The organism is Embleya scabrispora (assembly GCF_002024165.1).
Taxonomy (GTDB): domain Bacteria; phylum Actinomycetota; class Actinomycetes; order Streptomycetales; family Streptomycetaceae; genus Embleya; species Embleya scabrispora_A.
The window spans coordinates 3,152,502-3,177,734 of sequence record NZ_MWQN01000001.1 but is presented as its reverse complement, the minus strand read 5'-3'; the positions used below and the strand labels follow the sequence as shown (position 1 = coordinate 3,177,734).

Here is a 25,233-nt window from a genome sequence, read left to right as displayed (position 1 = left end):
TTGACTGGAAAAACCACAACTAAGTTGAGTCTATTCCACTCAACCATGCGCTGCCCGGGATGCTTACACTGCGGACATGCCAGATGTGTCCGGTGCCCTCGAAACACTCGACGCGCTCGCGGATGAGGCGGTACGGCTCATTCCGGCGGCGCCCGAGGCCGAGCGGGTCGTGCTCGGTCTCGCCGGTCCGCCGGGAGCCGGGAAGTCCACGCTCGCCGGTCGGCTGGTGCGCGCGATCGAGCAGCGGGTCGGGTCCGGTACGGCCGCCTACGTGCCGCTCGACGGGTTCCACCTCTCGAACGTGCAGCTCAAGCGGATCGGGCGGCTGCATCGCAAGGGCGCGGTGGACACGTTCGACGTGTGGGGCTACGCGACCACGCTGGCGCGGGTGGTGCGTGAGGTGGATCGGGACGTGTACGTGCCGGACTACGACCGGACGTTGCACGAGCCGGTCGCCGCGCGGCACGTGGTGCGGCCCGGCACGCGGATCGTGGTGACGGAAGGCAACTACCTGGCGCTGGACGCGCCCGGCTGGACCGACGCCTACTGCCTGATGACCGAGGTCTGGTACGTGCACGCCTCGGACCGGGTGCGCGACGAGCGGCTGACCAGGCGCCAGCGCCGGGGCGGTCGCAGCCCCGGCGAGGCGATGGCCTGGGTCGCGGGCAGCGACCGCCCCAACGGCGAACTGGTCAAACGCTCGAAGTCGCGCTGCGCCCGAGTGGTGACGGTGGTGTGGTGAGCCCACGACGCTCGTCGGCGAGGGTCGCCGCGGCCGGCCCGCGGCCCGCTTGTCCTCAAGCGCCGGACGGGCTGATTTGGTTGGGTTGTGCGACGCGGTGGCCGTGTTCGGGTGTTCTCAAGCGCCGGAGGGGTTGAAAGGGGCCGGGACCAGGAGTTCCACGTTGCGGTCCTCCAGGCGGCCTCGGCGGCCGTCGACCTTGGGGTCGGGGCGGTCTCGCTCCTGCCAGTCGTTGCCGGCGAGTTCGCGGGCCAGGGCGGCCAGGGCGAGTGGGGAGTCGATCTTGTTGCCGTGTGATTCCGGGCCGGCCGAGTCGATGATCGTGCCGAAGATGGACAGGGTCCCGTTCGCGTTGTCGGCGATCTCCACGATCCGCGCCTGGGAGGGCCAGTCGATGTGCGACGCGGTGTTGACCTCCCAGAACCCGCCGGGGACCGCGCTGCCCGCCGGACGCGGGTAGGGCTTCACGTTGTTGTCGTGGGTGTGCCCGTTGACCCACAGCACCACGTTCGGGAACCGCAGCAGCAGCGCCAGCACCTGCGGACCCAGGATCCGCGCGGGCTCACCGGACGGCACGGTCTTGTTGGTCATCGTGTCGAGGGTGTGGTGGCTGAACAGCACGAACAGCTTGTCCTGGCCGGTGCCCCGCACCACCTTGCCCTGCTCGTCGAGATGGCTGGAACTGCCCTTGACCAGCTGGTCCTCCAGCCAGGCGAACTGGGTCGGGTCCAGGCAACCCGAGTCCGAGCCGTACGGGTTCACCGTGTCCAGGACCAGGCAGCGCACCGGACCCTGGTCGAAGGTGTAGTACGCGGTCTTGGTGTCCAGGTTCTGCTGGGTGAAGCCGTGGCCCTTGGGCAGGCCGGTGGTGTTGAAGTGCTCCCTGATCGTCTCCCCGCGGTCGACGAGGCGACGATCCGGGTCGGCGGTGACCTTGCGCTTGGGGCCGGCCAACAGCGCCGCCAGCGCGTCCGGTTTGCCGCTCTGCAGTCCCAGCGCCAGTGCCGCCACGGTCTGTCCGGGCGATATGTCGAGCACCTTCTCGTCGCCGACCGCGACCTTGCCCAGCAGTTCGCTGACCGGCAGGTTGCCCTGGACCAGGCCGTCGTGGTTGCCGTAGGCGCTGTACCAGGGGGTCTTCAGGCCGGTCGCGTCGAACGGCCGCCGGCATGCGTCCAGCAGGCCCGGCACGGTGGGATAGCCGTACCGGGCGCGCGGCACGTCGTCCTTCTGCCCGGGCGGCGTGCCGTCGGGGTGCCAGTAGCGCTCGTGGTACGCCACCGCGTCCATCGGGCCCTCGTACCTGTTGCGATCGCCCGAGTCCGGCGTGACCTTCTTGCCGCCGTCGAGCACGTCGATGTACCAGCGCAGCTCGTTGAACTGGATGTTGTCGGTGTTGTCGCCGGTGCAGATCGTGAAGGCCAGCGGCGCGCCGAGGGCCGGACCCTTGCCGATCCGATTGAGCGACTGCACCATCGCCTCGGCGATCTGCGCGGTCAGCACCTCCTGCGGGCGGTACGCCGACTGGAAGGGCAGCAGCTTGGCGAACGGCTGGTCCTTGTCGCTGTGCCGGTCGAGGAAGTCCACGCGCGCGGTCGACTGCGAATCCTGGATGTGGATGTCGGTCAACTGGGTGAACGCGACCAGCGAGCGCCGCTTCGCCTTGTCGCCCGAGCGGCCGCCGGGGACCAACTCGCCGCGCAGCAGGTGCGGTTCACCGGGTCCGGCGACGATCTTGCGGTAGCCGCCCGGTCCGGGCGGGCCGAGTACCAGGGTGCGCTCCAGCGTGGTGCCGGCCGCGCCGGCGGGCGCCGGCGCGCCCGACTTGGGCGCGTCGCTCGACTTCCCGTCGGGCTTGTCCTTGTCGTCGTCGGAGCACGCGGCCACTCCGAGCAGTGCCGCGCTCGCGGCCGAGTACTTCAGGACGTCCCGACGATTCGGCTTCATGCCGCGACCCTACTGACGCGTAGCGAGGCGCATCAAGGAAGCATCGAGGCTGCGTCGAGGAAGGCGGTACGGCCGGGGCCGTACCGCCTTCCTCGACGACGTCGCGGCCGTCAGTCCGAGCGCCCGCGCCGCGGCTTCCACACCACGAGCGCGGTGCCCGCCTGCGGTCGGACCGGGACCAGATCGCGCCGGTAGGACGCGTGTACGGCCGCCTCGCGCCGGGCGCTCGCGTCCGTCGCCTCGTGCAGCGCGTGCTCCATCTCGGCCACGCGCATGCGCAGCGCGAGCACCTGGTTCTCCAGCTCCAGGATCCGCTTGATCCCGGCGAGGTTGATGCCGGCCTCCTGGGAGAGCCGCTGCACCTCGCGCAACTGCACGATGTCGCGGGCGGAATAGCGCCGCCCCCGGCCCGCCGTACGGTCCGGCGAGACCAGGCCGAGGCGGTCGTACTGTCGCAACGTCTGCGGGTGCAGGCCGGACAGCTGGGCGGCCACCGAGATCACGTAGACCGGAGAGGTCTCGTCGATCTCGAAGCCGTGTCCACCGCCGACACCGCCACCGCCAAAGCCACCCGGTCGCATGTCATGCCCCCTTCGCCGCGTCCAACAGATCGGCTCGGGGATCGTGCGCGACGGTCGCCTCGCGGAACGCCTCCAGCGCTTCGCGCGCCTTGTCGTTCAGCTGCTGAGGGACCGTCACCTCGACGGTGACCAGGAGGTCGCCCCGAGTGCCGTCCTTGCGTGCCGCCCCGCGCCCGCGCACCCGCAGCGTGCGGCCGTTGCCCGTGCCCGCGGGGAGCTTGAGCGTGACCGGGATGCCGCCGAGCGTGGGTACGGTGACGTCGGCCCCGAGCACGGCCTCCGGGAAGGTGACCGGCACGGTGACCGTGAGGTTGTCGCCCTTGCGTCCGAAGACGGAGTGCGCCTTGACGTGCACGACGACGTACAGGTCGCCGGCCGGGCCGCCGCGCTCGCCGGGAGCGCCCTTGCCCTTGAGCCGGATGCGCTGCCCGTCCTGGACCCCGGCCGGGATCCGGACCTGCATCGTGCGCGAACTCTTGGCCCGGCCACTGCCGTTGCACACGATGCACGGGTCGTCCACGAGCAGCCCGCGGCCCTTGCAGTCGCGGCACGGCTCGGAGAAGCCGAAACCGCCCTGCGGCCGGCTGACGTTGCCCGAGCCCGCGCAGGTCGGGCACATCCGCGGGGTGGTGCCCGCGGCCGCGCCCGTGCCGTTGCAGTGCCGACACGGTTCCGAACTGGTCAGCCGGATCGGCACGGTCGCGCCGTCGACCGCGTCGGCGAAGTCGAGGGTGACCTCGGACTCCACGTCGGTACCGCGCCGGGGCTGCTGACGCCCGGTCTGGCGACCGCCGCCGAACAGGCCGCCGAAGATGTCGCCCAGCCCGCCGGTGTTGCCCGCGCCGCCCTGCTGGCCGCCGAAGATGTCGCCGAGGTCGAACGGGAAGCCGCCGGAGCCGGACGGTCCGCCGCCGGCGCCGCGGAAGCCGCCGCCGCTGCCGAACAGGGTCCGGGCCTCGTCGTATTCCTTGCGCCGCTTGTCGTCGGCCAGTACGTCGTAGGCCTCCGAGATCTCCTTGAAGCGCTCCTCGGCCTTCGTGTCACCCTTGTTCTTGTCCGGGTGGAACTCGACGGCGAGCTTGCGATACGCCTTCTTGATCTCGGCGGTGCCGGCGTCCTTGGGGACGCCGAGCACCTTGTAGTAGTCCTTCTCCAGGTAGTCCTTCGTACTCATGCGCCCCTCGCCGATCGGGTCGGGGTGCCCTCGTGCTCCGAGCGCCCGTTTCCGGATTCACACCACCCGCGCATCGGCGTCCCTCCTCTCCGCTTCTCGTCGTCTCGTTCCCGGTGACGGTTCAGCTGCCGGCCGCTTCGCCCGACTCCTCCGGACCGCCCTCGGCCTCCGCCGTGGGTTCCGCGACCGCCACCCGTGCCGGTCGGATGATCCGCTCGCCCACTTGATAACCGGGCTGCAGGATCTCCACACACGTGGGTTCGGTGACATCGGTCGCGTACGAGTGCAACAGCGCCTCGTGCACCGTCGGGTCGAACGGGTCGCCCTTGGAACCGAAGCTCTGCAGCCCCATCTTGGCCACGATCGACTCCAGCGACTCGGCGACCGACTTGAAGCCGCCCGCCAGTTCGCCGTGGTCGCGCGCCCGGCCGATGTCGTCGAGCACCGGCAGCAGTTCGCTCAGCACCTTGATGGCGGCCGCCTCGCCCGCCACGTTGCGGTCCCGCTCGACCCGCTTGCGGTAGTTCGCGTATTCCGCCTGAAGCCGCTGCAAGTCGGCCGTGCGCTCCCCGAGTTGGTTGCGCAGCTCGGCGAGTTCGGCCGCCCCGGGGGCCGGGGCCGCCGCGGTGGCGGCGGTCCCGGTTTCCGGCTTCGACTCGGTTTCTTGGGCGTCGCCCGGGACGGCGCCGTGGTTCGAGCCGTTCCCTTCGGTCACGCAGCACCGCCCTTGCGGTCCTCGTCGACGATCTCGGCGTCCACGACGTCGTCGTCGGCGGTGTTGGCCGAGGCGTCACCCGCGCCGGCCGCGCCCTCGGCGCCCGGCTGGGCGTTCGCGTACATCGCGGTGCCCAGCTTCTGGCTCGTGGTGCTGACCTTCTCCGCGGCGTCGCGGATGGCGGCCAGGTCCTCGCCCTTGAGCGCGTCCTTGAGCTCGGTCAGCGACGTCTCGACCTCGGTCTTCACGTCGGCCGGGACCTTGTCGCTGTTGTCCTTGATGAACTTCTCGGTGGTGTACACCAGTTGCTCGGCCTGGTTGCGGGTCTCCGCGGCCTCGCGACGCTGGTGGTCCTCCTCCGCGTGCGCCTCGGCCTCGCGCATCATGCGGTCGATGTCGTCCTTCGGCAGGCCCGAGCCGCCGGTGATGGTCATCGACTGCTCCTTGCCCGTGCCCAGGTCCTTCGCGGACACGTGCACGATGCCGTTGGCGTCGATGTCGAAGGTGACCTCGATCTGCGGCAGCCCGCGCGGGGCCGGCGGCAGGCCGGTCAGCTCGAACATGCCGAGCTTCTTGTTGTACGCGGCGATCTCGCGCTCACCCTGGAACACCTGGATCTGCACCGACGGCTGGTTGTCCTCGGCCGTGGTGAAGATCTCCGAACGCTTGGTCGGGATCGTGGTGTTGCGCTCGATCAGCTTGGTCATGATGCCGCCCTTGGTCTCGATACCGAGGGACAGCGGGGTGACGTCGAGCAGCAGGACGTCCTTGACCTCGCCCTTGAGCACACCGGCCTGGAGCGCGGCGCCGACGGCCACGACCTCGTCCGGGTTGACGCCCTTGTTGGGCTCCTTGCCGCCGGTCAGCTCGCGCACGACGTCGGCGACGGCCGGCATCCGGGTAGAGCCGCCGACCAGGACGATGTGGTCGATCGCCGAGAGCGGGATGCCCGCGTCTTCGATGACCTTCTGGAACGGCACCTTGGTGCGGTCGAGCAGGTCCTGGGTCAGCTGCTGGAACTGGGCCCGGGTGAGCTTCTCGTCCAGGTGCAGCGGGCCCTCGGCGGAGGCGGTGATGTAGGGCAGGTTGATCGAGGTCTCCATCGAGGAGGACAGCTCGATCTTGGCCTTCTCCGCCGCCTCGCGCAGGCGCTGGAGGGCCATCTTGTCCTTGGACAGGTCCACGCCGTGGGCGTTCTGGAACTGCTTGACCAGGTGGTCCATGACCCGCTGGTCCCAGTCGTCGCCGCCGAGGTGGTTGTCGCCGTTGGTGGCCTTGACCTCGACCACGCCGTCGCCGATCTCCAGGAGCGACACGTCGAAGGTGCCGCCGCCGAGGTCGAAGACGAGGATGGTCTGCTCGTCGGCCTTGTCCAGGCCGTACGCCAGCGCCGCCGCGGTGGGCTCGTTGACGATGCGCAGCACGTTCAGACCGGCGATCTCGCCGGCCTCCTTCGTGGCCTGCCGCTCGGCGTCGTTGAAGTACGCCGGCACGGTGATGACCGCGTCGGTGACCTTCTCGCCCAGGTAGGCCTCGGCGTCGCGCTTGAGCTTCATCAGGATGCGGGAGCTGATCTCCTGCGCGGTGTACTTCTTGTCGTCGATCGCCACGGACCAGGTGGTCCCCATGTGGCGCTTGACGGACCGGATGGTCCGGTCGACGTTGGTGACGGCCTGGCGCTTGGCCACCTCGCCGACCAGGACTTCACCGTTCTTCGCGAAGGCAACCACGGACGGTGTGGTCCGCGACCCCTCCGCGTTGGTGATGACGGTCGACTCGCCGCCTTCCAGAACGCTGACGACGGAGTTCGTCGTACCGAGGTCGATACCGACCGCACGTGCCATGATTCGGTTCCTCCAGGGGAAGAGTTGAGTGCTTGTCGCTCAAGCATGAGCTGCCCGGTTCAACGGGTCAAATCGCTTGAGTATTCCCGGCTCAACTTTAGTGCCCCGGCGGCTGTGAGGGGCGGATTCGGCGCCTTGATCTCGTCACGCGACCGTGCGGCCCGGATGCTTGGCGTCATCGAAACGTTGTGCGCCCCGGGAGACTTATTCAGGTGAATGTCGCCACAAACGACACCCTTGACCTCTGCGGCCTCCGCATGCACATGGCAGCATGTTCGCGCGCCTGCTGCCTGCCGCGCCGACGGCGGGCGGAATCCGAGATCCTAGGGGGACCCCCATGAGTGACGGTCAGGGCTATCCGCCCGTACCTCCGATGCCGCCCGGCCCGCCGGGCCAGTCCGGACCCCCGCAGGGTCCGCCGCAGGGGGTTACCCACCGCCGCCGGCCGGCTATCCGCAGCAACCCGGCGGTTTTCCGCAGCAGCAGCCCCAACAGGGCGGCTTCCAGGAGCCCAGCGGCTACCCGTACCCGCAGTACAGCGAGTACGGCCACTACCAGCAGTACGCGCAGAACCCGATCCAGCTCGACGCCAACGGCCGTCCGCCGCGGGGGGCGCGCAGCCGCAAGGTGATGGGCACCTGGATCGCCGGCATCACCGGGGCCGTCGTGGCGTCCGTGCTGGTCGCGACGATCGGCTTCGACGACCCGACGGAGAAGAAGGACCCGGCGGCCGAGGCGAGCAAGCCGGCGCCGGTCGTGGTGGGCAAGACCGCCGCGCCGAGCAACAGCGCGGCGGCCGCGCCGAAGAAGACCGACATGTCCAACGAGCTGAAGATCCCGGCGACGCTGCCGCCGATCAGCGGGCCCAAGATCACCGGCATCACGGTCGATCCGAAGACCTGGCCCAAGGCCTGCGACCTGCTGACGGACGAAGAGATCAAGACCGCCATCCCCGAGGGCACGATCCGCGAGCGCAAGAGCCGCATGGGCCGCATCTCGAACATGTTCGGCAACAACGTCAACGACAACGAGTGCGAGATCACGCTCGACCTGCCGAACCAGCAGTCCTCGAACTACCCGGCCAGGATCAGCATCACCTCGCAGGGGTACAAGACGCCGGCCGACGAGAAGGCGTCCTTCGCCAAGGAGAAGACCAGCCAGGAGCGCACGTCCAAGGCGTATCCCGATCAGTACGACGACATCCCGGCCGACAAGATCGCCGTGGACGCGGCGTTCCGGGACAACACCACCATGCAGATCTCGAAGAACGGCTTCCGGGTCTGGATCTCCCTGTTCGCCCAACTCGAGGACTCGCAGGGCAACCCGCTCAAGAACAACACCATGGCGCGCCAGTACGGTCCGACGGTGGCCGCGATCGTGGGGCAGCGGTTGTGAGCGGGGGTTGGCAGCAGCAGCCGCAACAACCCGGGCCGCACGGCGGCGGCTACGGCTCGCCCGGGCAGTATCCGCAACATCCGGGCTACCCGCCCGGGCAGCAGGGATTCCCGCAGCAGCAGGGGTATGCGCCTCTCCGGCCCGGCTACCCGCCGCAGGGCGGCTACGGGCCGCCCGGGCAGCCGTACGGGCCGCAAGGGCCGCAACGCGGGGGCAACCGGCCGGTGTTGTGGATCGCGGTCGTGCTCGTCCTGATCGCGGCCGGTGTCGGCGGCTTCCTGTTCCTGAAGAAGGACGACGACTCGAAGGACACCGCGAAGTCCGGCCCGCAGTCGTCCGGTGGCCCCGTGGCGCCCGGAGCCTCCGGCGGTGGCAAGAGCGCCGGCCCCGGAGGCCAGAGCGCGGCGCCCCTGCAACGCCCGATGGTTTTCCCCGCAGCGCCGCCGGCCGACGCCGGGCCAGGATTCAATGCGACCAACGACGGCAAGAGCTGGCCGAAGGCGTGCGAGATGCTGTCCGACGCGCAGATCGGGAAGGTGATCAAGGGCGCCACGGTCAAGACCAGGAAGCCGGACACGACCGTGTCGGTCAAGTACGACTTCCCGGGTGCGGCCGACAACCAGTGCAACTTCGACCTCGCCGTACCGGACCCGAACAATCCGAAGTATCCGTCGTACGCCAAGATCGAGCTCACACTGCACGAGGTGAGCACCCCGGTGATCGCCAAGGGCCACTACGGCGACACCAAGAAGAACCGGGCACGCAAGCCGTTCGGCGAGTTCGAGGAGCTGGGCACCAAGCTGGGCACCGACGACGCGTTCCGCGACGACAGCTACATCTACTTCTACAAGGGGTCGTATTTCGTGGAGCTGTACGTCCACTCGGGGCTGACCGGTCCCGGCGGCGCGAGGCTCCCGGACGACGACGGGGTGAAGCAGTACGGGCCGACGCTGATCGGTTACCTCGTGGCCCGGATGTAGACCCGGACGCAACGGATGTAACCGCGGTCCGCGCGGCACGGCAGCAGCGGCGACAGCGCATCGGAACAGCGCGTCGGAACAGGTAATCAGGAGGAGCACGGGGATGGTACGAATCGGGAACCCCGGGGGGAACCAGTACGGCGGCGGGCCGCATCAGCAGCAGCCGTACGGTCAGCCCGGCATGTACCAGCAGCAGTACCCCGGTGGCCCGATGCCGCCCCACCAGCCGCCGCGCCGCAGCAAGCTCAAGCCCGTGCTCGGCTGGATCGGCGTGGTCGTGGGCGGCGTGCTGGCGACCGTCGCCGGCTCGTACATCGTCGACGAGATCAACAAGAAGAACGACAAGGGCGACAAGCCGGTGGCGGAGAACGGGGTGGCGTTCCCCGACGGCTACACCCCGCCGCCCGGCGTGGCCTTCAGCGACGGCGCCAAGTTCCGGGCCAGCGGGGACACCGGCACCTGGCCGGACGCGTGCGACATGCTCTCCGACAAGGAGATCCAGAACGCGATCCCCGACTCGAGCATCGTGGGCGGGCGTCAGGGCCGGAAGGCCGCGAAGACGCCCAAGAACTTCGAGTGCACGGTCAACATCAAGCTGCCCAATCTCGCGGATCCCGCGACGCCGGCCAAGCTCACCATGACCATCAAGGCGATCGGCGACGCCGCGCCGGTCAAGGACATGTACGAGAAGGCCAAGAGCGAGGCGGCTCCGTACACCGGCTTCGAGGACTTGGCCAACAAGCTGTTCGTGCAGAGCGCCTTCCGCAACGACACCACGAAGCTCAACCTGTTCAAGCAGGGCACGAAGCCGGACTCCCCGGCCTACTACGTGGTGATCGACCTCAAGGCGGACACCAAGGACTCGGCGGGCGGCCCCGAGACGAGGGACGCCTGGACCAAGAAGGCCGGACCTGCCCTCGTGCGCGTCCTCAACATCAAGATGACGGACGACTGAGATGACCGGCCAGTACAACAGCCCGAACTCCGGCCAGTATCAGGGGCCCGGTCCCGGCCAGGGCCCCGGCTACCAAGGCAACTACGGCCATCAGCCGCCGCCGGGCCAGTACGGCCCGCCGCCCGGCTACGGCCAACAGCCGCCCGGCTACGGCCCGCCCGGTTACCCGCCGCCGTACCCGCCCCAGCCGCCGCGCCCCAACCGCCGCAAGCAGATCTTCAGCTGGGTGGCCGTGGTCGCCGGCGGCACCGCGGCGACGGTGGTCGCGGCCCTGCTGATCAACGGCACGGACGGCAAGAAGAACGAGGCGGTGAAGCTCCCCCCTACGGAGAGCGCCCGAAAGCTGGAGAGCTTCGACCCGAACGCGGTGAACAACACGCCGACGACGGCCCCGTCGAAGGAGGCGTCGCGCCCGTCGGCCCCACCGGCGCCGAAGTCCGGTGGCAAGTTCGCGCCCGTGGCGAACGACATGTCCACGTGGCCGGACGTGTGCGACCTGATCACCCCGGAGGAGCTGGCCAAGGTCATCCCCGAGGTCACCTCCCAGGAGCAGCAGGGCACCGCCAAGGCGGCCGGCTCCTACGCGTCCCGAGGCCCGGCGCTGCGCAGCACGACGTGCCTGTACACGGTGAACACCAAGCGCGGCTGGGGCTACAGCAACGTGATCAAGGTGACCATCCAGATCAACAACATCGACGCTCCCAAGGAGCTCGACTACATCTGGAACCTGGGCAAGAACAGCGCCCAGCGGGTCCAGCCCGACTTCAAGGCCCTGGGCACCGCGGGCGGCGCCGACGACGCCTACTACGCGACGAACGGCATGCGGATGCGCAAGGGCCAGTACTCCCTGCAGATCGACGCCTCGGGATCCCTGAGCAAGGAGGGCACCGACTCGCCCTGGCAGGGCTGGCAGGGGGAACTCCTCCCCAAGCTGCTCCCCACGATCACCGCCAAGATCTGACCCGGTGCGCTCGGCGTCCCCGGCGGGTCGCGGCTGTTGCGACCCGCCGGAAATGGCGCCCTACGCGTCGCGGTGCACCGTGTCCGGGGTGAAGCCGGGGAGGCAGACGGCGATGTAGTCGGCGCCCTCTTCGCCTCGGGTGCTGTAGCGGACCCATTCGCCGGCGGCGGTGTGGATGCCCTGGCCGGCCGCGACCTCCTGGGTGCCGCCCTCGTGCTCCACGGTGAGCACGCCGCGCAGGACCACCGTGTACTCGTCGAACTCGGGGCGCTGACCCGGCTCCTCCCAGCCGCCGGGGCTGGTCATGTGCGCGATGCTGAGCGCCTCGTCGCCGGTGTTGACCCGGCCCACGAACTCGCGAATGGTCTTCGGGATGTTCCCGGCGGCCTCGACCACGGTCGGCTTCTCGATGAATTTCGGCATGGCCCCATCCTGTCCCAGGTGGGCGGCGAATCGTCGGCGGCCTCGCCTGGCGCGGGGGGATCGGCCTCGACCGCGTCGATCCCGCGGCTTCCGTCGGACGCCCTCGGCGAAGCACACTGTAAGTAGCCGGTCCATAACACAGTGAAGGACGTCTATGGACGAGTACACCAGTGAGCATGGGCACCAAGACGGGCCGGAACCGGACGGACGTACCTGGCGCACATGGGCAACGGGCGAGTTGATCGAACTCCCGGCCACCATCGCCGGTATTCGGGCCGCCTTGCCCGCCGACCAGCGCGAGGAATTCACCAAGTCGATCGAGGACACACCGGCACGAGACCTGCCTCTGACCCTTAACCGATGGGCCCGCCGTACCCGCCCGGAAGTCGACGAGGCAATCGAGCGAACCCACGACTGGGTCGAGGGAATCCACGCCGAAGCTGACGCAATGACGATCATGGGGGAGGAACGGAGTGTCGTACTCGATCGCGTACAGTCCCGCCTGCGAGAGGGCCCGCCTGAGTCTGCCCGCTGACAAGCGCCGGGATCTGGACAACGGCATGGCACGCATCGCCCAGGATCCCTATGGATGCGGATCGTCCGCGACCTACCACAAGGACAGGCGCGAGGCGACGTGCGGCAGCGTGATCGTGGTCTACCAAGTCACGAATAACTCGCTGCTGGTCACGGTTGTGGAACTCATGGGGTAACAGCGAGTGGAAGCCCCGATTCCCGGAGGGGGTCGGGGCTTCCGTCGTCTGGGTCAGCGATCGGGGCGTGGCTTCGGGCGTAGGCCGCCGTAGCGGAGCGGGGTGATCGTGCCGGGCGGGATCGGGAAGGGCAGCAGGTTGTCCGGCTGGGCGCTGTCCGTGGGGAACCAGACGCCGTCGTCGGGCACGATGTCCGCCGGGCCGGCGGTCCACTCCGCTCGCGCCGCGTCGAACGGCTGGACCGTCACCCGGCCGGTGTCGTCCACCCGCACGATGACGCCGGGCGGCTGTTCCGGACGGCGCGCGTCGTCGGCGTGCTTCACCTCGTCCCCGACGGTGCCGCCGATCGGGGTTGTTTCGTCCGGCGATGGGATCGGTAGTTTCATGTCGACCTCGCTTCGGTGGGGGAGGCCGGGGGCCGGCGGATCACTGGCGAGCGAGCGCCGGCCCTCGGTTGTTGACTGGATACCGCTTGTGGCCCTCTCCGCCGACCGGGCCATGGGGGAAGGCGGAGAGGGCCCGGAGTCGTGCCGCCGGTAGCCACGACCAACTGGGTTCGGCGACACGGCAGTTCAGGGCGTGGATTCCGGTTGGCCGACCGGTCGCACGCTGCCGGAGGGCATGCGCCACCGGACCTCCGGACCGAACCGGTCAATGGGGCACCGCACTTCGTTCGACAGCGGTTGCGCCGCCACGATCTCGCCGGGCCCGCGCACGCCGCGTGCGACCGCTTCGGGCTGCCCGATGTCGCCCTCGTCGTCGATCACTTCGAGGCGCGCCATGGAAATGGTGTAGGCGCTGTTGTTGGCCGTGAGCGCCACGACATAGCCGGTGGCCACGCGATAGAGCGTGCCCACATATCCGCTCCGCGTGTCCCGGACCCGCACCTCGTCGGACGCCGCCAGGCGACGCCGCAAGTCGGCTTCCGTGGGCGGCTGTTGTCTCGTCATGGTCATGGGCATGCCTGTCCCTCTCGCACTGTGGCGGTTAGGTATCCGGCCACATTCCGTGGACACGGAATGTCTATCCCAGGATCAACCGGCCGCCTTACGATGCGGCCAGGCGAGAACCTGATTTGCGCATCGATCAGGAATAAATGATCTTGAGGGATTAAACGACTTGGCCGAAGCGATCGACCCCACACAATCGTCCGCAAATATGTTCGCCACACGTGTGACCAAGCTGCGTAAGTTGCGCATGCTCACACAAGCCCAACTGGCGGCCTTGATCCACGTGCACGACACGCGCATCACCCAAATCGAACGGCGCACGGGCAGTCCGCCGACGTGGGAGCAGGCCTGGCGCCTGGATGCCGCGCTGGGTGCCGATGACCTGCTCACAGACCTGTGGAAGGCGAGCCAGCGGGAGTTGGTCCCCGACTATGTCCGTGAGTACATGGACCGAGAGCAGGCGGCAACCGACCTGCGTTTCTACGCCGCGCAGATTGTGCCGGGCTTGCTCCAGACAAAGGCGTACGCCCGCGCCACGCTCCGACTCGGACAAGCGCTGACGAGCGATGACCAGCTTCGGGACCGTATCTCGCGACGATTGGATCGCCAAGCGCGCATTCTGCGCGGCGACGACCCTCCGCGTATCCGGGTCATCCTCGACGAAGCGGTCCTGGCCCGGAGTGCCGGCAGTCCGTTCGTTATGCGCGGTCAAATGGCCCGGTTGCTGGAGGAGGCAAGCGCAGGCACCAAGATCCAGATTTTGCCGTTCCATGCGGGTGAACACGCGGCCATGGGTGGCTCTCTGACGCTCGTTCGAACGGCGGACGGTAACCGGTACGCGTATACCGAAAGTGCATTCGATGGGCGACTCTGGGAGGGGCGGTCAGAGGTGGACGCGTTTGGCCTAACCTACGAGCAACTTCGGGCATCGGCCCTGTCTGCTCGGGAGTCCGAGGCGATGATCAGATCCGTAGCGAAAGGTATGTATCGTGCACCCCACCGGTTGGCGAACTTCCAGCTACAGCAACCAGCAAGGCGCGGAGTGCGTGGAAGTCGCCACATCCCAAGACGCCGTTCCGGTTCGTGACAGCAAAGATCCAAGCCTGGGCCACCTCGTCGTCCCTGCGGCGTCGTGGGGCGCCCTCACGGCGGCACTGCGCGATTAGTGCGACCTGACGCCCCGTCGGCCGTTGTCGGTCGGCGGGGTTTCCTGCCGGTCTGCCGGGGTCGCGTCTTGATTGCGTGGTGGCCGGTGCGGGGCTGGTCCGCCGCCAGAGGTCGGCCGCCGCCGGCGTTCGGTGCTCCGAGACCCGAAGTTCCCGACGAGACGGGTGTGTTGCTCGGCGAAAAGCGGCTGGCAGCGGCGGGGAGGGCGGGGGCTCGGGTCGGGTCTGCCGGGGAGCGTTCCCGAGTGGGCTGAGCGGCCGGGTGTTTTCGGGGTGCGAAGGGCATGTGGGCGACGGAGTTTCACGAAACCGGATCCCGTGGGTCGCCGCGCCCTGTGCGTGAGAGAAAACTGCAGGTCAACGCAGGAGGCCGCCGTTTCGAGCGTCTCGGGATCCGGTTTCGACACCCACAGGGCACTTTTGGTCACTGCAACGGCCTCTGCAAGGCCACAGCGCCCGAAACCGACACCTACCGGGCAGTTTCGGTCTCTGCACCGGCGTCGAGGAGACCGGAGCACACGAAACCGGCACTCGACACCCACCTTTCCACTCCAACCCCACAAAACCGCAGGTCACCGAAGCACCAGGCCTAGAACCACCCCACCGAGATCCGGTTTCGAACCCCAACTCCTCCCCAAACGCCCTCGAAAGCGCCCCGACCCACTCGGGAAGGCCCCTCGGCGGACTCGACCCGAGCCCCCGCCCTCTCCGCCGCTGCCAGCCGGTTTTCGCCGACCGACGTGCTCGCCTCGTCGGGAGCCCGGAGCCTTGGAGCCCCGAACGCCGGCGGCGGCCCATCTCCGACTCGGACAAGCCCCGCACCGGCCACCCGTGACCAAAGGCGCGACGCCCGCCGGAAGCACTCGACCCACCCGGGAAGGCTCTCCGGAGAACCCGACCGGACCGCCCTCCCCGCCCCCGCTGCCAGCCGGTTTTCGGTGAGCAATGCACCCGTCTCGCCAGAACCCTCAGCCACGGCCGCCAGCCCCGACCACCCCACCTACGCCGCCACCCCACCCACCCCGCCCGTAATTCGTTGGCGACCTCCCCCAGCCCCTTGGGACCGTGGGGCCGACGGGGAAGCGGCCGCCTCAGTGGCGGTCACGGGGAAGGGGGCAGCCATGTCCGGGCTCAGGGTCACGGTCGAGCGGTTGGTGGTGCATTCGCATCCGAATGCCGATGCGTTGGAGTTGGCCCAGGTCGGGTTGTACCGGGCCGTCGTCGCCAAGGGGGTCTACGTCACCGGCGACGTGGCGCTCTACATCCCGGAGCAGGCGGTGTTGCCGGCCGGCCTGATCGAGGAACTCGGGCTCACCGGGAAGCTCGCCGGCTCGGCCAGGAACCGGGTGCGGGCCATTCGGCTGCGCGGCGAGTTGTCGCAGGGCATCGTCTGTCGGCCCGCCGCGCTGACCGAGCTCGGCCTCGACCTCGACGCCGCGCTCGCCGACGGCAAGGACTTCGCCGAGCTGCTCGGCATCGTCAAGTGGGTGCCGCCCATCCCCGTGCACATGAGCGGCGACATCGTGGCCGCGCCCGATCTGCTGCCGTGGGTCGACATGGAGAACATCCGGCGCTACCCGGACCTCTTCACGGCCGGCGAGCCGGTGGTGGCCACCGAGAAGATCCACGGCACGGCCTGCCTCTACACCTACCTCACCCGCACCGGCGAGAGCTTCGTCTCCTCCAAGGGCTTCGGCGCCCGGTCGCAGGCGCTGGTCCGGGACGAGCACAACCTCTACTGGCGCAGCGTGCTCGCGCACCGGTTGCCCGAGGTCGCCGCGGAGCTGGCCGCGCGGTTCGGGGTGGCCCGGGTGGGTGTGTTCGGCGAGGTGTTCGGGCAGGGCGTGCAGGACCTGGGCTACGGCGCGCAGGGGCGGTCCGAGCTGCCCGGCTACGCGGTGTTCGACATCGCGCTCGCGGACGACAGCGGCGCGGTACGACACGTCGACGCCGAGGAGTTGGCCGACCTGCTCGCCGACCTCGCGACCGCGCCGCCGGTGGTGCCGACCCTCTACACCGGGCCCTACGACGAGGCCGAATTGCTGGCCCTGGCCGAGGGCCGGGAAACCGTCTCGGGCACCGCCGCGCACCTGCGCGAGGGCCTGGTGGTGCGCCCGGCGCGCGAGCGGTACAGCGCCGTGGTCGGGGGGCGCGCGATCGGCAAGATCGTCTCCGCGTCGTACCTGATGCGCAAGGGCGGCACCGAGTACGAATGAGCGTGCCCTCGGGGCCCACCGCTCTGGGCCGAATGAGAGAGGATGGCGTCGATACGTCTGGAGAGGATCCTTCATGAGCATCGACCCGTCCTCGCTTCCGAGGTCGACCTTCGTTCCGGCCGCGCCGGTCGTCAAGCCGTCGGCGGACCTGATCAACCAGGTCCTCGACGAACTCCAGGTGAACCATTTCACCGACGAGGAGGGCGACATCTGTGCGCCCTGGGACGGCTTCCGCGTCTACTTCATGCTGCGCGGAGACAAGCAGGAGATCTTCACGGTCCGGATGTTCCTGGACCGTGCGTTCGACCCGGCCGACCGGCCGCGGATGCTGGAACTGCTGGACGAGTGGCACCGCCAGTTCTTCTGGCCCAAGGTCTACACGCACGAGCACGAGGAGCAGCTGCGGCTGATCGGCGAGGCCCAGCTCGACTGCGAGCCGGGGATCAACCGCGAGCTGTTCGTGTTCACCACGCGCGCGTGGATCAGCACGTGCATCTCGTTCGCGAACTGGATCACCGAGCAGTACGGCCCCGAAGACAAGCCGGCGACCGACGGCGAGGCATAGGCGGAACCCGCGCGTGTGGGGGACGGCACCCGACCCCCACACGCAACCGCCCCATCCCGCGCCCCACCATCCGGGCAGGCCCGACCATCGCCCGACCGGCCCGGGCTTTCCCGAGGTAATCAGAACAGGATCTGAGTACAATCCGGGTATGAGCACCACGCATCTCGGCGCAGAGTCGGAATCCGTCTCCTTCACCGATCTTTCCCGCAACCCCAAGGGCGTCGCGGCCAGAGCCGCCGCCCTGGGACGCCTGCGCGTGACGCATCGGGATGCCCCGGACATGGTGCTCACCACAGCCGCGCAGGCAGAGCACGACGAGGAGAATCTGACCACCGCCTCCCGGCTCTTCCTTGCCCTGATGAAGCACGACGACGGTGCCAAATCGCTCCTGCTCGCGCTCCCCGAGGTGTTCCCCTGGGTAAGGCATCTGGATCGGGAGGAGGTTCGAGCGTTCACCGTCGAGCTCGTCGAGGCGTTGTCCGACGCCGCCGAGCTGGGGGCGGGGCAGGCCGTCCATCGCGCGATAGTTTCCTGGCGCGCCACCGCCCGCATCAATGCCGACCCTGAGCAGCTTCGGGAGTCGCTGCGCCCGCTGGACGGTGATGACTTCGGCCCCGTCGAGGTGCGTGCGTGAGTCCCAAGAAGGGGGATCGGGTCAGTGTTCCTCCGCTCAGCGGTTGGAACGTCGTCTTTGGGACGACGGAGGCGGCGACGGGTTGGGAGGAACTGTGCAGAGCCGTGTTGTCGAACGCGCATCGTTGCCTGGACACGCTACGCACCGACCCACAGTCTCGATCGAACTGGGACCGCCAACACCAGCTCCGGGGCCGGCACGCCACCAAAGAGTGGAAGGGCTCCGAGCTGGAGCAGTGGGAGTACGAGATCACCAGCGGTGGCCGGGTTCGCTACCTGGTCAGCCCGGAGACATCCACGGTGATCCTCGTGTACGCCTCGCCTCGGCATCCGAAGGACACCGAGTGAGCCCCGGTTGACCGACATGCGTCGGACCGGCCGGAGCCCACGGTGTCCTGTCGGTGCGTGGGAGGTTCAGGCGTAGGTCAAGGCTCGAGTCGCTTGAGACGGCTCACGGCCTCCTCCAGGACCTCGACGCGTTTGCAGAAGGCGAAGCGGACCAGGGGGCGGCCGACCTCCTCGTTGTCGAAGAAGACCACCTCGGGGATCGCGACCACGCCGCGCAGTTCGGGCAGCCTGCGGCAGAAGTCGAGGCCGTCGGCGTAGCCGAGCGGGGTGATGTCGGTGGTGGTGAAGTAGGTGCCCTGCGGCTCGTACACGGTCAGTCCGGCCGCCCGCAGTCCGCCGCCGAGCAGGTCGCGCTTGTGCCGCAGGTCCTCGCGCAGCCCGTCGAAGTACGTGTCCGGCAGGCGCAGCGCGTGTGCGATCGCCGGCTGGAACGGGGCGCCCGAGGTGTAGGTCAGGAACTGCTTGGTCGTGCGCACCGCCGCGATCAGCTCCCTCGGCGCGCACACCCAGCCGATCTTCCAGCCGGTGAACGAGAACGTCTTGCCCGCCGAGGAGATGGTGACGGTGCGCTCGCGCATGCCCGGCAGGGTCGAGATCGGGATGTGCTCGCCGGTGTAGACCAGGTGTTCGTACACCTCGTCGGTGACCACGATCAGGTCGTGCTCGATCGCGACGGCGGCGATCGCCTCCAGCTCGGCGCGGGTGAGCACCGTGCCGGTCGGGTTGTGCGGGGTGTTGAGCATGATCACCCGGGTGCGCTCGGTGACCGCCGCGCGCAGCTCGTCGAGGTCCGGACGGAAGTGCGGGGGGCGCAGGGTGACGCCCACCCGGCGGGCGCCGGCCATCGCGATGCAGGCCGCGTACGAGTCGTAGAACGGTTCGAGCGCGATCACCTCGTCGCCCGGCTCCAGCAGTGCGAGCAGCGCGGCGGCGATCGCCTCGGTGGCGCCGGTGGTGATCAGCACCTCGCCGTCCGGGTCGAAGGTCTGGTCGTAGAAGCGCTGCCGGTGCTCCGCCACGGCCAGCCGCAGATCCGGGATGCCGTCGCCCGGCGGGTACTGGTTCGCCCCGTCGCGCATCGCCGCGACCGCCGCCTCGATCACCTCCGTCGGCCCGTCGGTGTCGGGGAAACCCTGGCCGAGGTTGATCGCGCCGGTGGTGCGCGCGAGGGCGGACATCTCGGCGAAGATCGTCGTGCCGAGGCCGTCCAGGTGTCTGGCCAACAGGGGTCGGTTCATCCGTACGGCTCCTTCGCGAGGTTCGGCTCTGCGGGCCCATCCTCGCCTGCGACACCCCGTTGCTCACAGGGCGCCCTTCACTCGTTCGTGTGAATGGCTTTCACCTTCGTGGGTGACGACGGTGCGCCTTCGGGCACCTACGGTGAGTCATGTCCCCTGGTTTGCAGCAGATTGTCGCCCCGGGAGCCTCCCGAGGGTGTTCCCCGTTGCCCGGACAGATGAGCGCGAGAAATGCACGCCACACTCACCACCCCGTACACCGACACCCGCGCGGACGCCCTCGGCTGGTGCCTGGGCCTGCCGCCACTTCCCGCGCTGGCCGCGCGCGACGTCGACCTCGGAGGACTGAAGCTGGACCTGCGCCTGCTCGGCGCCTCGCACCAGGTGCTGATCGCTTCCGAGCCGGGCGGGGGCGAGCCGGTGTCCGAGACGGTCGCGTGCGTGCCGGGCGCGGCCACCCCGCTGCCCGCCCGGGCGGCGACCCGGCTCGGCCGGTGGGAGTACGAGTTCACCGCGCTGACCCGGCAACTCGACGACACCGCGTTCACGGCCCGGGTGCGGGAGATCGTCGCGCTGGCCACCGGGCACCGATACGGCCTGATCGGCGAGTATCCCGGGCTGCCGTACGCGGTCACCGCCATGGTGGTGGAGCGCTGCGGGGCGGGCGCGGTCTGGTCCACGTGGCACACGTACCCGCAGGAATGCCGGATCGTGAGCACCCGGAGCCGCGCGACGTGAGGCCGGAAGGGCGCGGGCCCGGCGGGCGCGGGCCCGGCGTGCCCACCCGCCCCGCGTAGTCGGATCGGGTGAACCGTCGGCGCGTTCGGCGACCCCCGCGCGCTCCGCGCCTAGCGTGCTCGGGGTGAACTCCCCAGCGCCGCGCGCCGCCACGATCGTGCGCGCGTCGGCCGCCCGATCCCCCTCCACCGCGATCGCCCCCGGGCCCGCGCGATTCGTGGTCCTGCTCGCCGTCCTCGTCTGCGCGGCCTGCGGCCTGGTCTACGAACTCGCGCTGGCCGCGCTCGGCGGCACGCTGGGCGGCGATCCGGTGGTGGAGACCTCGATCGTGCTGTCGGTGATGGTCTTCGCGATGGGCGTCGGCGCGCTCGTCGCCAAGCCGTTCGTGCGCCGCGCGGCACCGGCGTTCCTGGCCGCCGAGATCCTGCTCGCCGCGTGCGGCGGGATGTGCGCGACCGTGTTGTTCGCCGGGTTCGCCTGGTACGACGTCTACCGCTGGCCGATGATCGCCGTCGCGGCCGTGCTCGGGCTGCTGATCGGCGCCGAGATCCCGCTGCTGATGACGCTCGTCCAGCGGATCCGGCCGCAGGAGGCGGGCAGCGCGGTGGCCGACCTGTTCGCCGCCGACTACGTGGGCGCGCTGGTGGGCGGCCTGCTCTTTCCGTTCCTGCTGCTGCCGCACCTGGGCCAGCTGCGCACCGTGGTGCTCGCGGGCATGGTCAACGCGATCGCCGGCACGCTCGTGGTGTTGTGGCTGTTCCGGGCCGACCTGCCGGGGCGCCTACGGGTGGGCATGTACGCCGCGGTGGGCGCCGTGCTCGCCCTGCTCGCCGGTACCTGGCTGTACACGCCCGCCTTCGAACGGGCCGCGCGCGACGCCCTCTACGACGGCGACGTGGTGTCCGCCCAAGGGGACGTGGTGGTCACCCACACCGCCGCCGGCCCCGAGATGTACGTGGCCGGCGAGCGCCGGGTGGCGGCCGCGGGGGCGAGCGAGAGCGCCCAGGCGCTGGTGCACCCGGCGATGGCCGGCCGGCACGAACGGGTGCTCGTGCTCGGCGGGGGCGACGGTCTGGCCCTGCGCGAGGTGCTGCGCTACGCGGCGGTGCGCGACGTCGTGGTCGTGGTCGCGCACGTCGGCGAGACCGCGTCCGCCCGCACCGATCCGGCCCTGCGCGCCCTCGCCGGCGACGCGTTCGCCGACCCCCGGGTGCGGGTGGTCGGCGCGGACGCCTTCGCGTGGGTACGGGCCACCGCCGAGCGCTTCGACGTGGTGGTCGCGGATCTGCCCGGGCCCGCCGTCGGCGCCGCCGCGCGCCTGTACACGCAGGAGTTCTACGGCTTGACCCGCACCGTGCTGCGCCCGGCGGGCCGGATCGTGGTGCGCGCGCCCGCGCCCGACGCGCATCCCCGGGCGTTCTGGTGCGCCGAGGCGGGCCTGCGCGCCGCCGGCCTGCGCACGCTGCCCTACCGGATCACCGTGGGCCCGGCCGATCGGGGCTTCCTGCTCGCCGCGCTCGTGCTCGCGCCCGGGGCCGTGCTGCGGCCGGCCGACGACGCGCCGGATCCGGCGGTCGTACCGTTCCTCGCCGCCGACCGCCTCGCCCCCGCGAGCCTGTTCCCGCCACACGAGGCGCGGGTGGAGATGCCGCCGTCCACCTTGAACAACCCGCGCATCGCCGACTACGCCCGCGAGTAGCCCGGCCCCGCGAGTACCCGGCCCGCGAGTGGCCCACCCGCTCAGCGGATCGACATGTAGGCGCGGAACGCCTTGTGCAGCGCGGGCTGCACCGGGTACTCCCACTCGCCCAGGTTCTCCACCACGCGCCCGTTCGTACCGAGCTTCCAGCGCAGCACCCCGAACAGCCGGTCGTCGGGGTCGATCACCGGACTGACCCCGCGCATGTCGTAGACCGGTATGCCGTGCTCGTGCACATCCTGGATCATTCGCCACTGGAGCGCGTGACTGGGCCGCACCCCTCGGCCGTGGTCCGTGGAGGCGCCGGTCTGGTACCAGACCCGCTCGCCCGCGGTGATCAGCGTGTGCGCGGCCAGGAGCCGGTCCTCGAACCGGGCCAGGTACAGCTTCATCCGACCTGCCGCCTCGGTGTTCAGCGCCCGGTACTGCCGCTGGTAGTACGGGAGTTCGCGGCCCAGCCGGAACCCGTTGCGGCGCTCGGTCACCTGGAGCAGATCGAAGAACGCGGGCAGGTCCTCGTAGCCGCCCACGGCGATGTCCACGCCCGCCTTGCCCGCCTTGGCGATCGCGCGCTTCCACTCCTGGTTGAAGCCCGCCTTGACCTGGTCCAAGGCCCGCCCCTCGAACGGCAGCTCGAAGGTGTAGCGGGGCTGCGCGTCCGCGCCGTCGCCCGAGGTCCGCCACCCCAGGTCGCCCAGCCGCAGGGCGACCGTCGCGCCCAGCGGGACGATCTCGTCCGGGGTGACCCGATCCAGGTGCTTGAGCCCGTGCCGCACCGCGTCCTTGACGGTCTGCGCCTGCCAGCGCCGGTGGGCGAGCGGCGGCCCCATCCGCACGGTGAACACGTGCCTGGCGCGCATGTGTTCGATCAGCGGCGCCAGCCAGCGCTGCGGGTTCGGGTCGGCCCAGTCGATCACCGGACCCTCGGGGAGGTACGCGAACCAGTACGGCACCTTGGGCATCTTGCGGTACAGCACCAGGGCCGTGCCGACCACGGCGCCGTTCGCGTCGAACCAGCCGATGCCCTCGCTGCGCCAGGCCTCCTTGACCACGGCCCACGACGGGTACTGCAGGAACCCCGCGTCGCCGCGCTCGTCGAGGTGCGCGAGGTGCGCGTCCTCGGTCAGCGGGGCGACCCGCAACGCCCGGTCGGCCGGCCCGGCGGGCGCGACGGAGCCGGCGGGCGCGGCGGGAACGGACGGTCGGGCGGGCGGCGCCGGAAGCAGCGTGACCACGGGACGTCTCCTAGGGGACGGAGGAATGCGGGTGGGGATGCCCCGCAAACCCTTAGAGCCCGTGGGCGAATGGTTTCGTCACCGAGAAATTCGGATGCAACGGAAGTGGCCTCCCAGGCACTCAGACAACGGGGGAGCATGTCCGAAACCCCGAACGCGGCCGAATTGGAGACGTTTGTGAGCCATGTCGTCTCGGGCCGATCGGAGGGCCGGCACGCTCGCGCGGAGGATCGCCCGCCCGCTTCCGAGGCGCCCGCGCACGGGCCCGCGCGCTCGGTCGAGCGGGCACCGGGTCGGCGCGAAGGGGGCAAAACCGAAGAACCCGGCGGCCGATCGCTGCTGCGCGGCGGCGCGAACCTGGCGCTCGGCTCCGCGGTCTCCCGGCTGACCGGGTTCGCCCGCAGCGCCACCGTGGTCGCGGCGCTGGGCACCGGCCTGTTCGCCGACGGCTACAACGTGGCGAACACGGTGCCCAACATCCTCTACATCCTGCTCGTCGGCGGCGCGCTCAACTCGGTCCTGGTGCCGCAACTGGTGCGCGCGGCCCGGCGCGACGCCGACGGCGGGGCCGGGTACACCGACCGGCTCCTCACCGCGGTGGGCTGCCTGCTGCTCGTGCTCACCCTCGCCGGCGTGCTCGCGGCGCCCGCGATCGTGTCCGCCTACGCCGACTACGACGGCGCCCAGCGCACGCTGACCGTCGCGCTGGCCCGGATGTGCCTGCCGCAGATCCTCTTCTACGGCATGTTCGCGCTGGTCGGCGAAGTGCTCAACGCACGCGGCCGGTTCGGTCCGATGGCCTGGACACCGATCCTGAACAACGTCGTGGTGATCGCGGTCTTCGGGTCCTTCCTGCTGGTCGCGCACGACGTGCGGGACGCGCAGGGCATCACCCCGGCGCAGGTCCGCCTCCTCGGCCTGGGCACCACGCTCGGCATCGTCGTCCAGGCGCTGACCCTGGTGCCGTACCTGCGCGCGGCGGGGGTGCGCTTTCGGCCCCGCTTCGACTGGCGCGGCCACGGCCTGGGCGCGCCGCTGCGGATGGCCGGCTGGGCGGTCGCCATGGTCGGTGTCTCGCAACTGGGCTACTGGCTGGTGACCCGGCTCGCGGTCGAGGTGTCCGACAAGGCGGTGAAGTCCGGGCTCGGCCACGGCGTGGGCTACACCGCCTACGCCAACGCGCAGTTGCTCTGGATCGTCCCGCACGGCGTGGTCACCGTGTCGATCGCGACCATGCTGATGCCCCGGATCAGTCGTGCGGCGGCCGACGGACACCCCGCCACGGTCCGCGCGTTGGTCTCCCGGGGCCTGCGGCTGAACGCGCTGGTGATCGTGCCGGTGTCGTTCCTGTTCCTGGCCCTCGGCCCGCAGGTGACCGCGGTGGTCTTCCAGCACGGCATCACCACCGAGGCGGACACCCGGTCGATGGGCCTGATGTTGACCGCGTTCGCGCCGGGGCTGATCGCCTACTCGGGGCAATACCTGATCCAGCGCGGCCTGTACGCGGTACAGGACGCCCGCACGCCGTTTCGGGCCACCGTGGCGATGACCCTGGCCGGCGCGCTGTTCTCGCTGATCGCCTACTGGACGCTGCCCGCCGAGTGGGCGGTCACCGGTATGGCCGCCGGATACAGCGTCGCGCAGGTGATCGGCCTGGTGTGGCTCGCCCGGGTGCTGCGCCGGCGGCTGCGCGGTCTGGACACGGTCCGGGTGGCGCGCACCCACCTGGGTCTGGCCCTGGTCTCCGCGGGCGCCGCGGGCGGCTCCTGGCTCCTGGCCCGCTGGTGTGCGCATACGCTCGGCTCCGGGCCGCTGGGGGCCGCGGTCGCGCTGGCCGGCGCGGTCGTGCTGTTCGCGGTGATCGTGGCGCCGGTCGCCTACCCGAGGGCCCGCCGGTTGTGGTTGCCCGAGGAGCCGGCGCGGTCGGCCCCGGACCCGGACGCGATGCCGAGGGTGATCGACCCCGACGCACCGACCGGGCGGCACCGGCGGGTGTGATGGGGTGGGCGGTACACACC

The 25,233-nt window shown here is 70.1% G+C and carries 25 protein-coding genes; 15 read left to right on the top strand and 10 right to left on the bottom strand.

The annotated features are described in order from the left end of the window. The first annotated feature begins 76 nt into the window (after positions 1 to 76). Positions 77 to 742: a nucleoside/nucleotide kinase family protein gene (locus B4N89_RS14100; protein ID WP_078976187.1), complete on the top strand. Its 666-nt coding sequence runs from the start codon at positions 77 to 79 to the stop codon at positions 740 to 742. Positions 743 to 859: 117 nt separating this feature from the next. On the opposite strand, the gene B4N89_RS14095 is transcribed toward B4N89_RS14100, so the two are convergent. From B4N89_RS14095 to dnaK, 5 genes are all read right to left on the bottom strand, one after another. Then, the gene (locus B4N89_RS14095; protein WP_078976186.1) at positions 860 to 2,689 is read right to left on the bottom strand and encodes a TIGR03767 family metallophosphoesterase; all 1,830 of its coding nucleotides are present in this window, start codon (positions 2,687 to 2,689) and stop codon (positions 860 to 862) included. 110 nt (positions 2,690 to 2,799) lie between these two features. Next, a complete protein-coding gene (locus B4N89_RS14090) occupies positions 2,800 to 3,270 on the bottom strand; it encodes a heat shock protein transcriptional repressor HspR (RefSeq protein WP_078976185.1) in 471 nt (156 codons plus the stop codon). Position 3,271: 1 nt separating this feature from the next. Beyond that, entirely contained in the window at positions 3,272 to 4,444 is a 1,173-nt protein-coding gene (gene dnaJ / locus B4N89_RS14085) for a molecular chaperone DnaJ (RefSeq protein ID WP_078976184.1), read from the bottom strand. A 121-nt stretch (positions 4,445 to 4,565) separates the two neighbouring features. After that, positions 4,566 to 5,159, bottom strand: coding sequence for a nucleotide exchange factor GrpE (gene grpE, locus B4N89_RS14080; protein ID WP_078976183.1), 594 nt, complete (start codon positions 5,157 to 5,159; stop codon positions 4,566 to 4,568). Further along, positions 5,156 to 7,003 (bottom strand): molecular chaperone DnaK, encoded by a 1,848-nt coding sequence (gene dnaK, locus B4N89_RS14075; RefSeq protein ID WP_078976182.1) that lies wholly within the window; start codon positions 7,001 to 7,003, stop codon positions 5,156 to 5,158. Before dnaK ends, grpE begins: the two co-directional genes overlap by 4 nt. Before the next feature lie 630 nt (positions 7,004 to 7,633). Between dnaK and B4N89_RS14070 the strand changes: the two genes are divergently transcribed. The 4 genes from B4N89_RS14070 to B4N89_RS14055 all read left to right on the top strand — a co-directional run bounded on the left by B4N89_RS14070 (position 7,634) and on the right by B4N89_RS14055 (position 11,294). Then, complete coding sequence (locus B4N89_RS14070; RefSeq protein WP_078976181.1) at positions 7,634 to 8,398, top strand: hypothetical protein; 765 nt, start codon at positions 7,634 to 7,636, stop codon at positions 8,396 to 8,398. Continuing rightward, on the top strand, positions 8,395 to 9,378 hold the full coding sequence (locus tag B4N89_RS14065; RefSeq protein ID WP_143657956.1) for a hypothetical protein: 984 nt from the start codon (positions 8,395 to 8,397) through the stop codon (positions 9,376 to 9,378). The genes B4N89_RS14070 and B4N89_RS14065 overlap by 4 nt, the downstream gene beginning before the upstream one ends. 103 nt (positions 9,379 to 9,481) lie before the next feature. Next, positions 9,482 to 10,333, top strand: a complete 852-nt coding sequence (locus tag B4N89_RS14060) for a hypothetical protein (RefSeq protein ID WP_143657955.1) — start codon at positions 9,482 to 9,484, stop codon at positions 10,331 to 10,333. Position 10,334: 1 nt separating this feature from the next. Beyond that, entirely contained in the window at positions 10,335 to 11,294 is a 960-nt protein-coding gene (locus tag B4N89_RS14055; RefSeq protein WP_078976178.1) for a hypothetical protein, read from the top strand. Positions 11,295 to 11,354: 60 nt separating this feature from the next. On the opposite strand, the gene B4N89_RS14050 is transcribed toward B4N89_RS14055, so the two are convergent. Then, a complete protein-coding gene (locus tag B4N89_RS14050) occupies positions 11,355 to 11,717 on the bottom strand; it encodes a cupin domain-containing protein (protein ID WP_078976177.1) in 363 nt (120 codons plus the stop codon). Positions 11,718 to 11,871: 154 nt separating this feature from the next. Here B4N89_RS14050 and B4N89_RS14045 point away from each other — a divergent pair, with 154 nt between their 5' ends. Further along, complete coding sequence (locus B4N89_RS14045) at positions 11,872 to 12,252, top strand: hypothetical protein (RefSeq protein ID WP_078976176.1); 381 nt, start codon at positions 11,872 to 11,874, stop codon at positions 12,250 to 12,252. Between the two features lie 228 nt (positions 12,253 to 12,480). Here B4N89_RS14045 and B4N89_RS14035 read toward each other — a convergent pair whose 3' ends face one another. Then, the gene (locus B4N89_RS14035) at positions 12,481 to 12,813 is read right to left on the bottom strand and encodes a hypothetical protein (RefSeq protein ID WP_078976174.1); all 333 of its coding nucleotides are present in this window, start codon (positions 12,811 to 12,813) and stop codon (positions 12,481 to 12,483) included. Between the two features lie 186 nt (positions 12,814 to 12,999). Further along, complete coding sequence (locus B4N89_RS14030; protein WP_078976173.1) at positions 13,000 to 13,389, bottom strand: hypothetical protein; 390 nt, start codon at positions 13,387 to 13,389, stop codon at positions 13,000 to 13,002. Between the two features lie 157 nt (positions 13,390 to 13,546). Here B4N89_RS14030 and B4N89_RS14025 point away from each other — a divergent pair, with 157 nt between their 5' ends. From B4N89_RS14025 to B4N89_RS14000, 6 genes are all read left to right on the top strand, one after another. Beyond that, positions 13,547 to 14,464, top strand: a complete 918-nt coding sequence (locus tag B4N89_RS14025; protein WP_235618612.1) for a helix-turn-helix domain-containing protein — start codon at positions 13,547 to 13,549, stop codon at positions 14,462 to 14,464. Next, positions 14,424 to 14,543, top strand: coding sequence for a DUF397 domain-containing protein (locus B4N89_RS51360; RefSeq protein WP_235618611.1), 120 nt, complete (start codon positions 14,424 to 14,426; stop codon positions 14,541 to 14,543). The genes B4N89_RS14025 and B4N89_RS51360 overlap by 41 nt, the downstream gene beginning before the upstream one ends. A gap of 1,121 nt (positions 14,544 to 15,664) precedes the next feature. Continuing rightward, complete coding sequence (locus B4N89_RS14015) at positions 15,665 to 16,759, top strand: RNA ligase (ATP) (protein ID WP_078976170.1); 1,095 nt, start codon at positions 15,665 to 15,667, stop codon at positions 16,757 to 16,759. Between the two features lie 73 nt (positions 16,760 to 16,832). Then, the gene (locus B4N89_RS14010; protein ID WP_078976169.1) at positions 16,833 to 17,324 is read left to right on the top strand and encodes a YbjN domain-containing protein; all 492 of its coding nucleotides are present in this window, start codon (positions 16,833 to 16,835) and stop codon (positions 17,322 to 17,324) included. 148 nt (positions 17,325 to 17,472) lie between these two features. Further along, a complete protein-coding gene (locus B4N89_RS14005) occupies positions 17,473 to 17,958 on the top strand; it encodes a prevent-host-death family protein (RefSeq protein ID WP_078976168.1) in 486 nt (161 codons plus the stop codon). Next, positions 17,955 to 18,305, top strand: a complete 351-nt coding sequence (locus tag B4N89_RS14000) for a hypothetical protein (protein WP_078976167.1) — start codon at positions 17,955 to 17,957, stop codon at positions 18,303 to 18,305. The genes B4N89_RS14005 and B4N89_RS14000 overlap by 4 nt, the downstream gene beginning before the upstream one ends. A gap of 77 nt (positions 18,306 to 18,382) precedes the next feature. Here the strand turns inward: B4N89_RS14000 and B4N89_RS13995 are convergent, their stop codons facing one another. Continuing rightward, positions 18,383 to 19,543: a pyridoxal phosphate-dependent aminotransferase gene (locus B4N89_RS13995; protein WP_078976166.1), complete on the bottom strand. Its 1,161-nt coding sequence runs from the start codon at positions 19,541 to 19,543 to the stop codon at positions 18,383 to 18,385. Positions 19,544 to 19,774: 231 nt separating this feature from the next. Here B4N89_RS13995 and B4N89_RS13990 point away from each other — a divergent pair, with 231 nt between their 5' ends. Both B4N89_RS13990 and B4N89_RS13985 read left to right on the top strand, forming a co-directional pair. After that, a complete protein-coding gene (locus B4N89_RS13990; protein WP_078976165.1) occupies positions 19,775 to 20,281 on the top strand; it encodes a DUF2617 family protein in 507 nt (168 codons plus the stop codon). Between the two features lie 124 nt (positions 20,282 to 20,405). Next, on the top strand, positions 20,406 to 21,980 hold the full coding sequence (locus tag B4N89_RS13985) for a polyamine aminopropyltransferase (RefSeq protein ID WP_201260840.1): 1,575 nt from the start codon (positions 20,406 to 20,408) through the stop codon (positions 21,978 to 21,980). A 41-nt stretch (positions 21,981 to 22,021) separates the two neighbouring features. On the opposite strand, the gene B4N89_RS13980 is transcribed toward B4N89_RS13985, so the two are convergent. Further along, positions 22,022 to 23,215, bottom strand: coding sequence for a lipid II:glycine glycyltransferase FemX (locus B4N89_RS13980; protein WP_078976163.1), 1,194 nt, complete (start codon positions 23,213 to 23,215; stop codon positions 22,022 to 22,024). A 138-nt stretch (positions 23,216 to 23,353) separates the two neighbouring features. Between B4N89_RS13980 and murJ the strand changes: the two genes are divergently transcribed. Then, positions 23,354 to 25,213 carry a murein biosynthesis integral membrane protein MurJ gene (gene murJ, locus B4N89_RS13975; protein WP_235618610.1) on the top strand — a complete coding sequence of 620 codons (1,860 nt, stop codon included), beginning with the start codon at positions 23,354 to 23,356 and terminating at the stop codon, positions 25,211 to 25,213. Positions 25,214 to 25,233 lie beyond the last annotated feature (20 nt).

What these genes read in the sequence shown, in the direction of transcription:
- dnaK (WP_078976182.1), bottom strand. Translation starts at nt 7,003, where the DNA reads ATGGCACGTGCGGTCGGTATCGACCTCGGTACGACGAACTCCGTCGTC.
- B4N89_RS14035 (WP_078976174.1), bottom strand. Translation starts at nt 12,813, where the DNA reads ATGAAACTACCGATCCCATCGCCGGACGAAACAACCCCGATCGGCGGC.
- B4N89_RS14095 (WP_078976186.1), bottom strand. Translation starts at nt 2,689, where the DNA reads ATGAAGCCGAATCGTCGGGACGTCCTGAAGTACTCGGCCGCGAGCGCG.
- dnaJ (WP_078976184.1), bottom strand. Translation starts at nt 4,444, where the DNA reads ATGAGTACGAAGGACTACCTGGAGAAGGACTACTACAAGGTGCTCGGC.
- B4N89_RS14060 (WP_143657955.1), top strand. Translation starts at nt 9,482, where the DNA reads ATGGTACGAATCGGGAACCCCGGGGGGAACCAGTACGGCGGCGGGCCG.
- B4N89_RS14045 (WP_078976176.1), top strand. Translation starts at nt 11,872, where the DNA reads ATGGACGAGTACACCAGTGAGCATGGGCACCAAGACGGGCCGGAACCG.
- murJ (WP_235618610.1), top strand. Translation starts at nt 23,354, where the DNA reads ATGTCCGAAACCCCGAACGCGGCCGAATTGGAGACGTTTGTGAGCCAT.
- B4N89_RS14015 (WP_078976170.1), top strand. Translation starts at nt 15,665, where the DNA reads ATGTCCGGGCTCAGGGTCACGGTCGAGCGGTTGGTGGTGCATTCGCAT.
- B4N89_RS13990 (WP_078976165.1), top strand. Translation starts at nt 19,775, where the DNA reads ATGCACGCCACACTCACCACCCCGTACACCGACACCCGCGCGGACGCC.
- B4N89_RS14050 (WP_078976177.1), bottom strand. Translation starts at nt 11,717, where the DNA reads ATGCCGAAATTCATCGAGAAGCCGACCGTGGTCGAGGCCGCCGGGAAC.
- B4N89_RS14005 (WP_078976168.1), top strand. Translation starts at nt 17,473, where the DNA reads ATGAGCACCACGCATCTCGGCGCAGAGTCGGAATCCGTCTCCTTCACC.
- B4N89_RS14055 (WP_078976178.1), top strand. Translation starts at nt 10,335, where the DNA reads ATGACCGGCCAGTACAACAGCCCGAACTCCGGCCAGTATCAGGGGCCC.
- B4N89_RS14100 (WP_078976187.1), top strand. Translation starts at nt 77, where the DNA reads ATGCCAGATGTGTCCGGTGCCCTCGAAACACTCGACGCGCTCGCGGAT.
- B4N89_RS14090 (WP_078976185.1), bottom strand. Translation starts at nt 3,270, where the DNA reads ATGCGACCGGGTGGCTTTGGCGGTGGCGGTGTCGGCGGTGGACACGGC.
- B4N89_RS14070 (WP_078976181.1), top strand. Translation starts at nt 7,634, where the DNA reads ATGGGCACCTGGATCGCCGGCATCACCGGGGCCGTCGTGGCGTCCGTG.
- B4N89_RS13995 (WP_078976166.1), bottom strand. Translation starts at nt 19,543, where the DNA reads ATGAACCGACCCCTGTTGGCCAGACACCTGGACGGCCTCGGCACGACG.
- B4N89_RS14010 (WP_078976169.1), top strand. Translation starts at nt 16,833, where the DNA reads ATGAGCATCGACCCGTCCTCGCTTCCGAGGTCGACCTTCGTTCCGGCC.
- B4N89_RS14030 (WP_078976173.1), bottom strand. Translation starts at nt 13,389, where the DNA reads ATGCCCATGACCATGACGAGACAACAGCCGCCCACGGAAGCCGACTTG.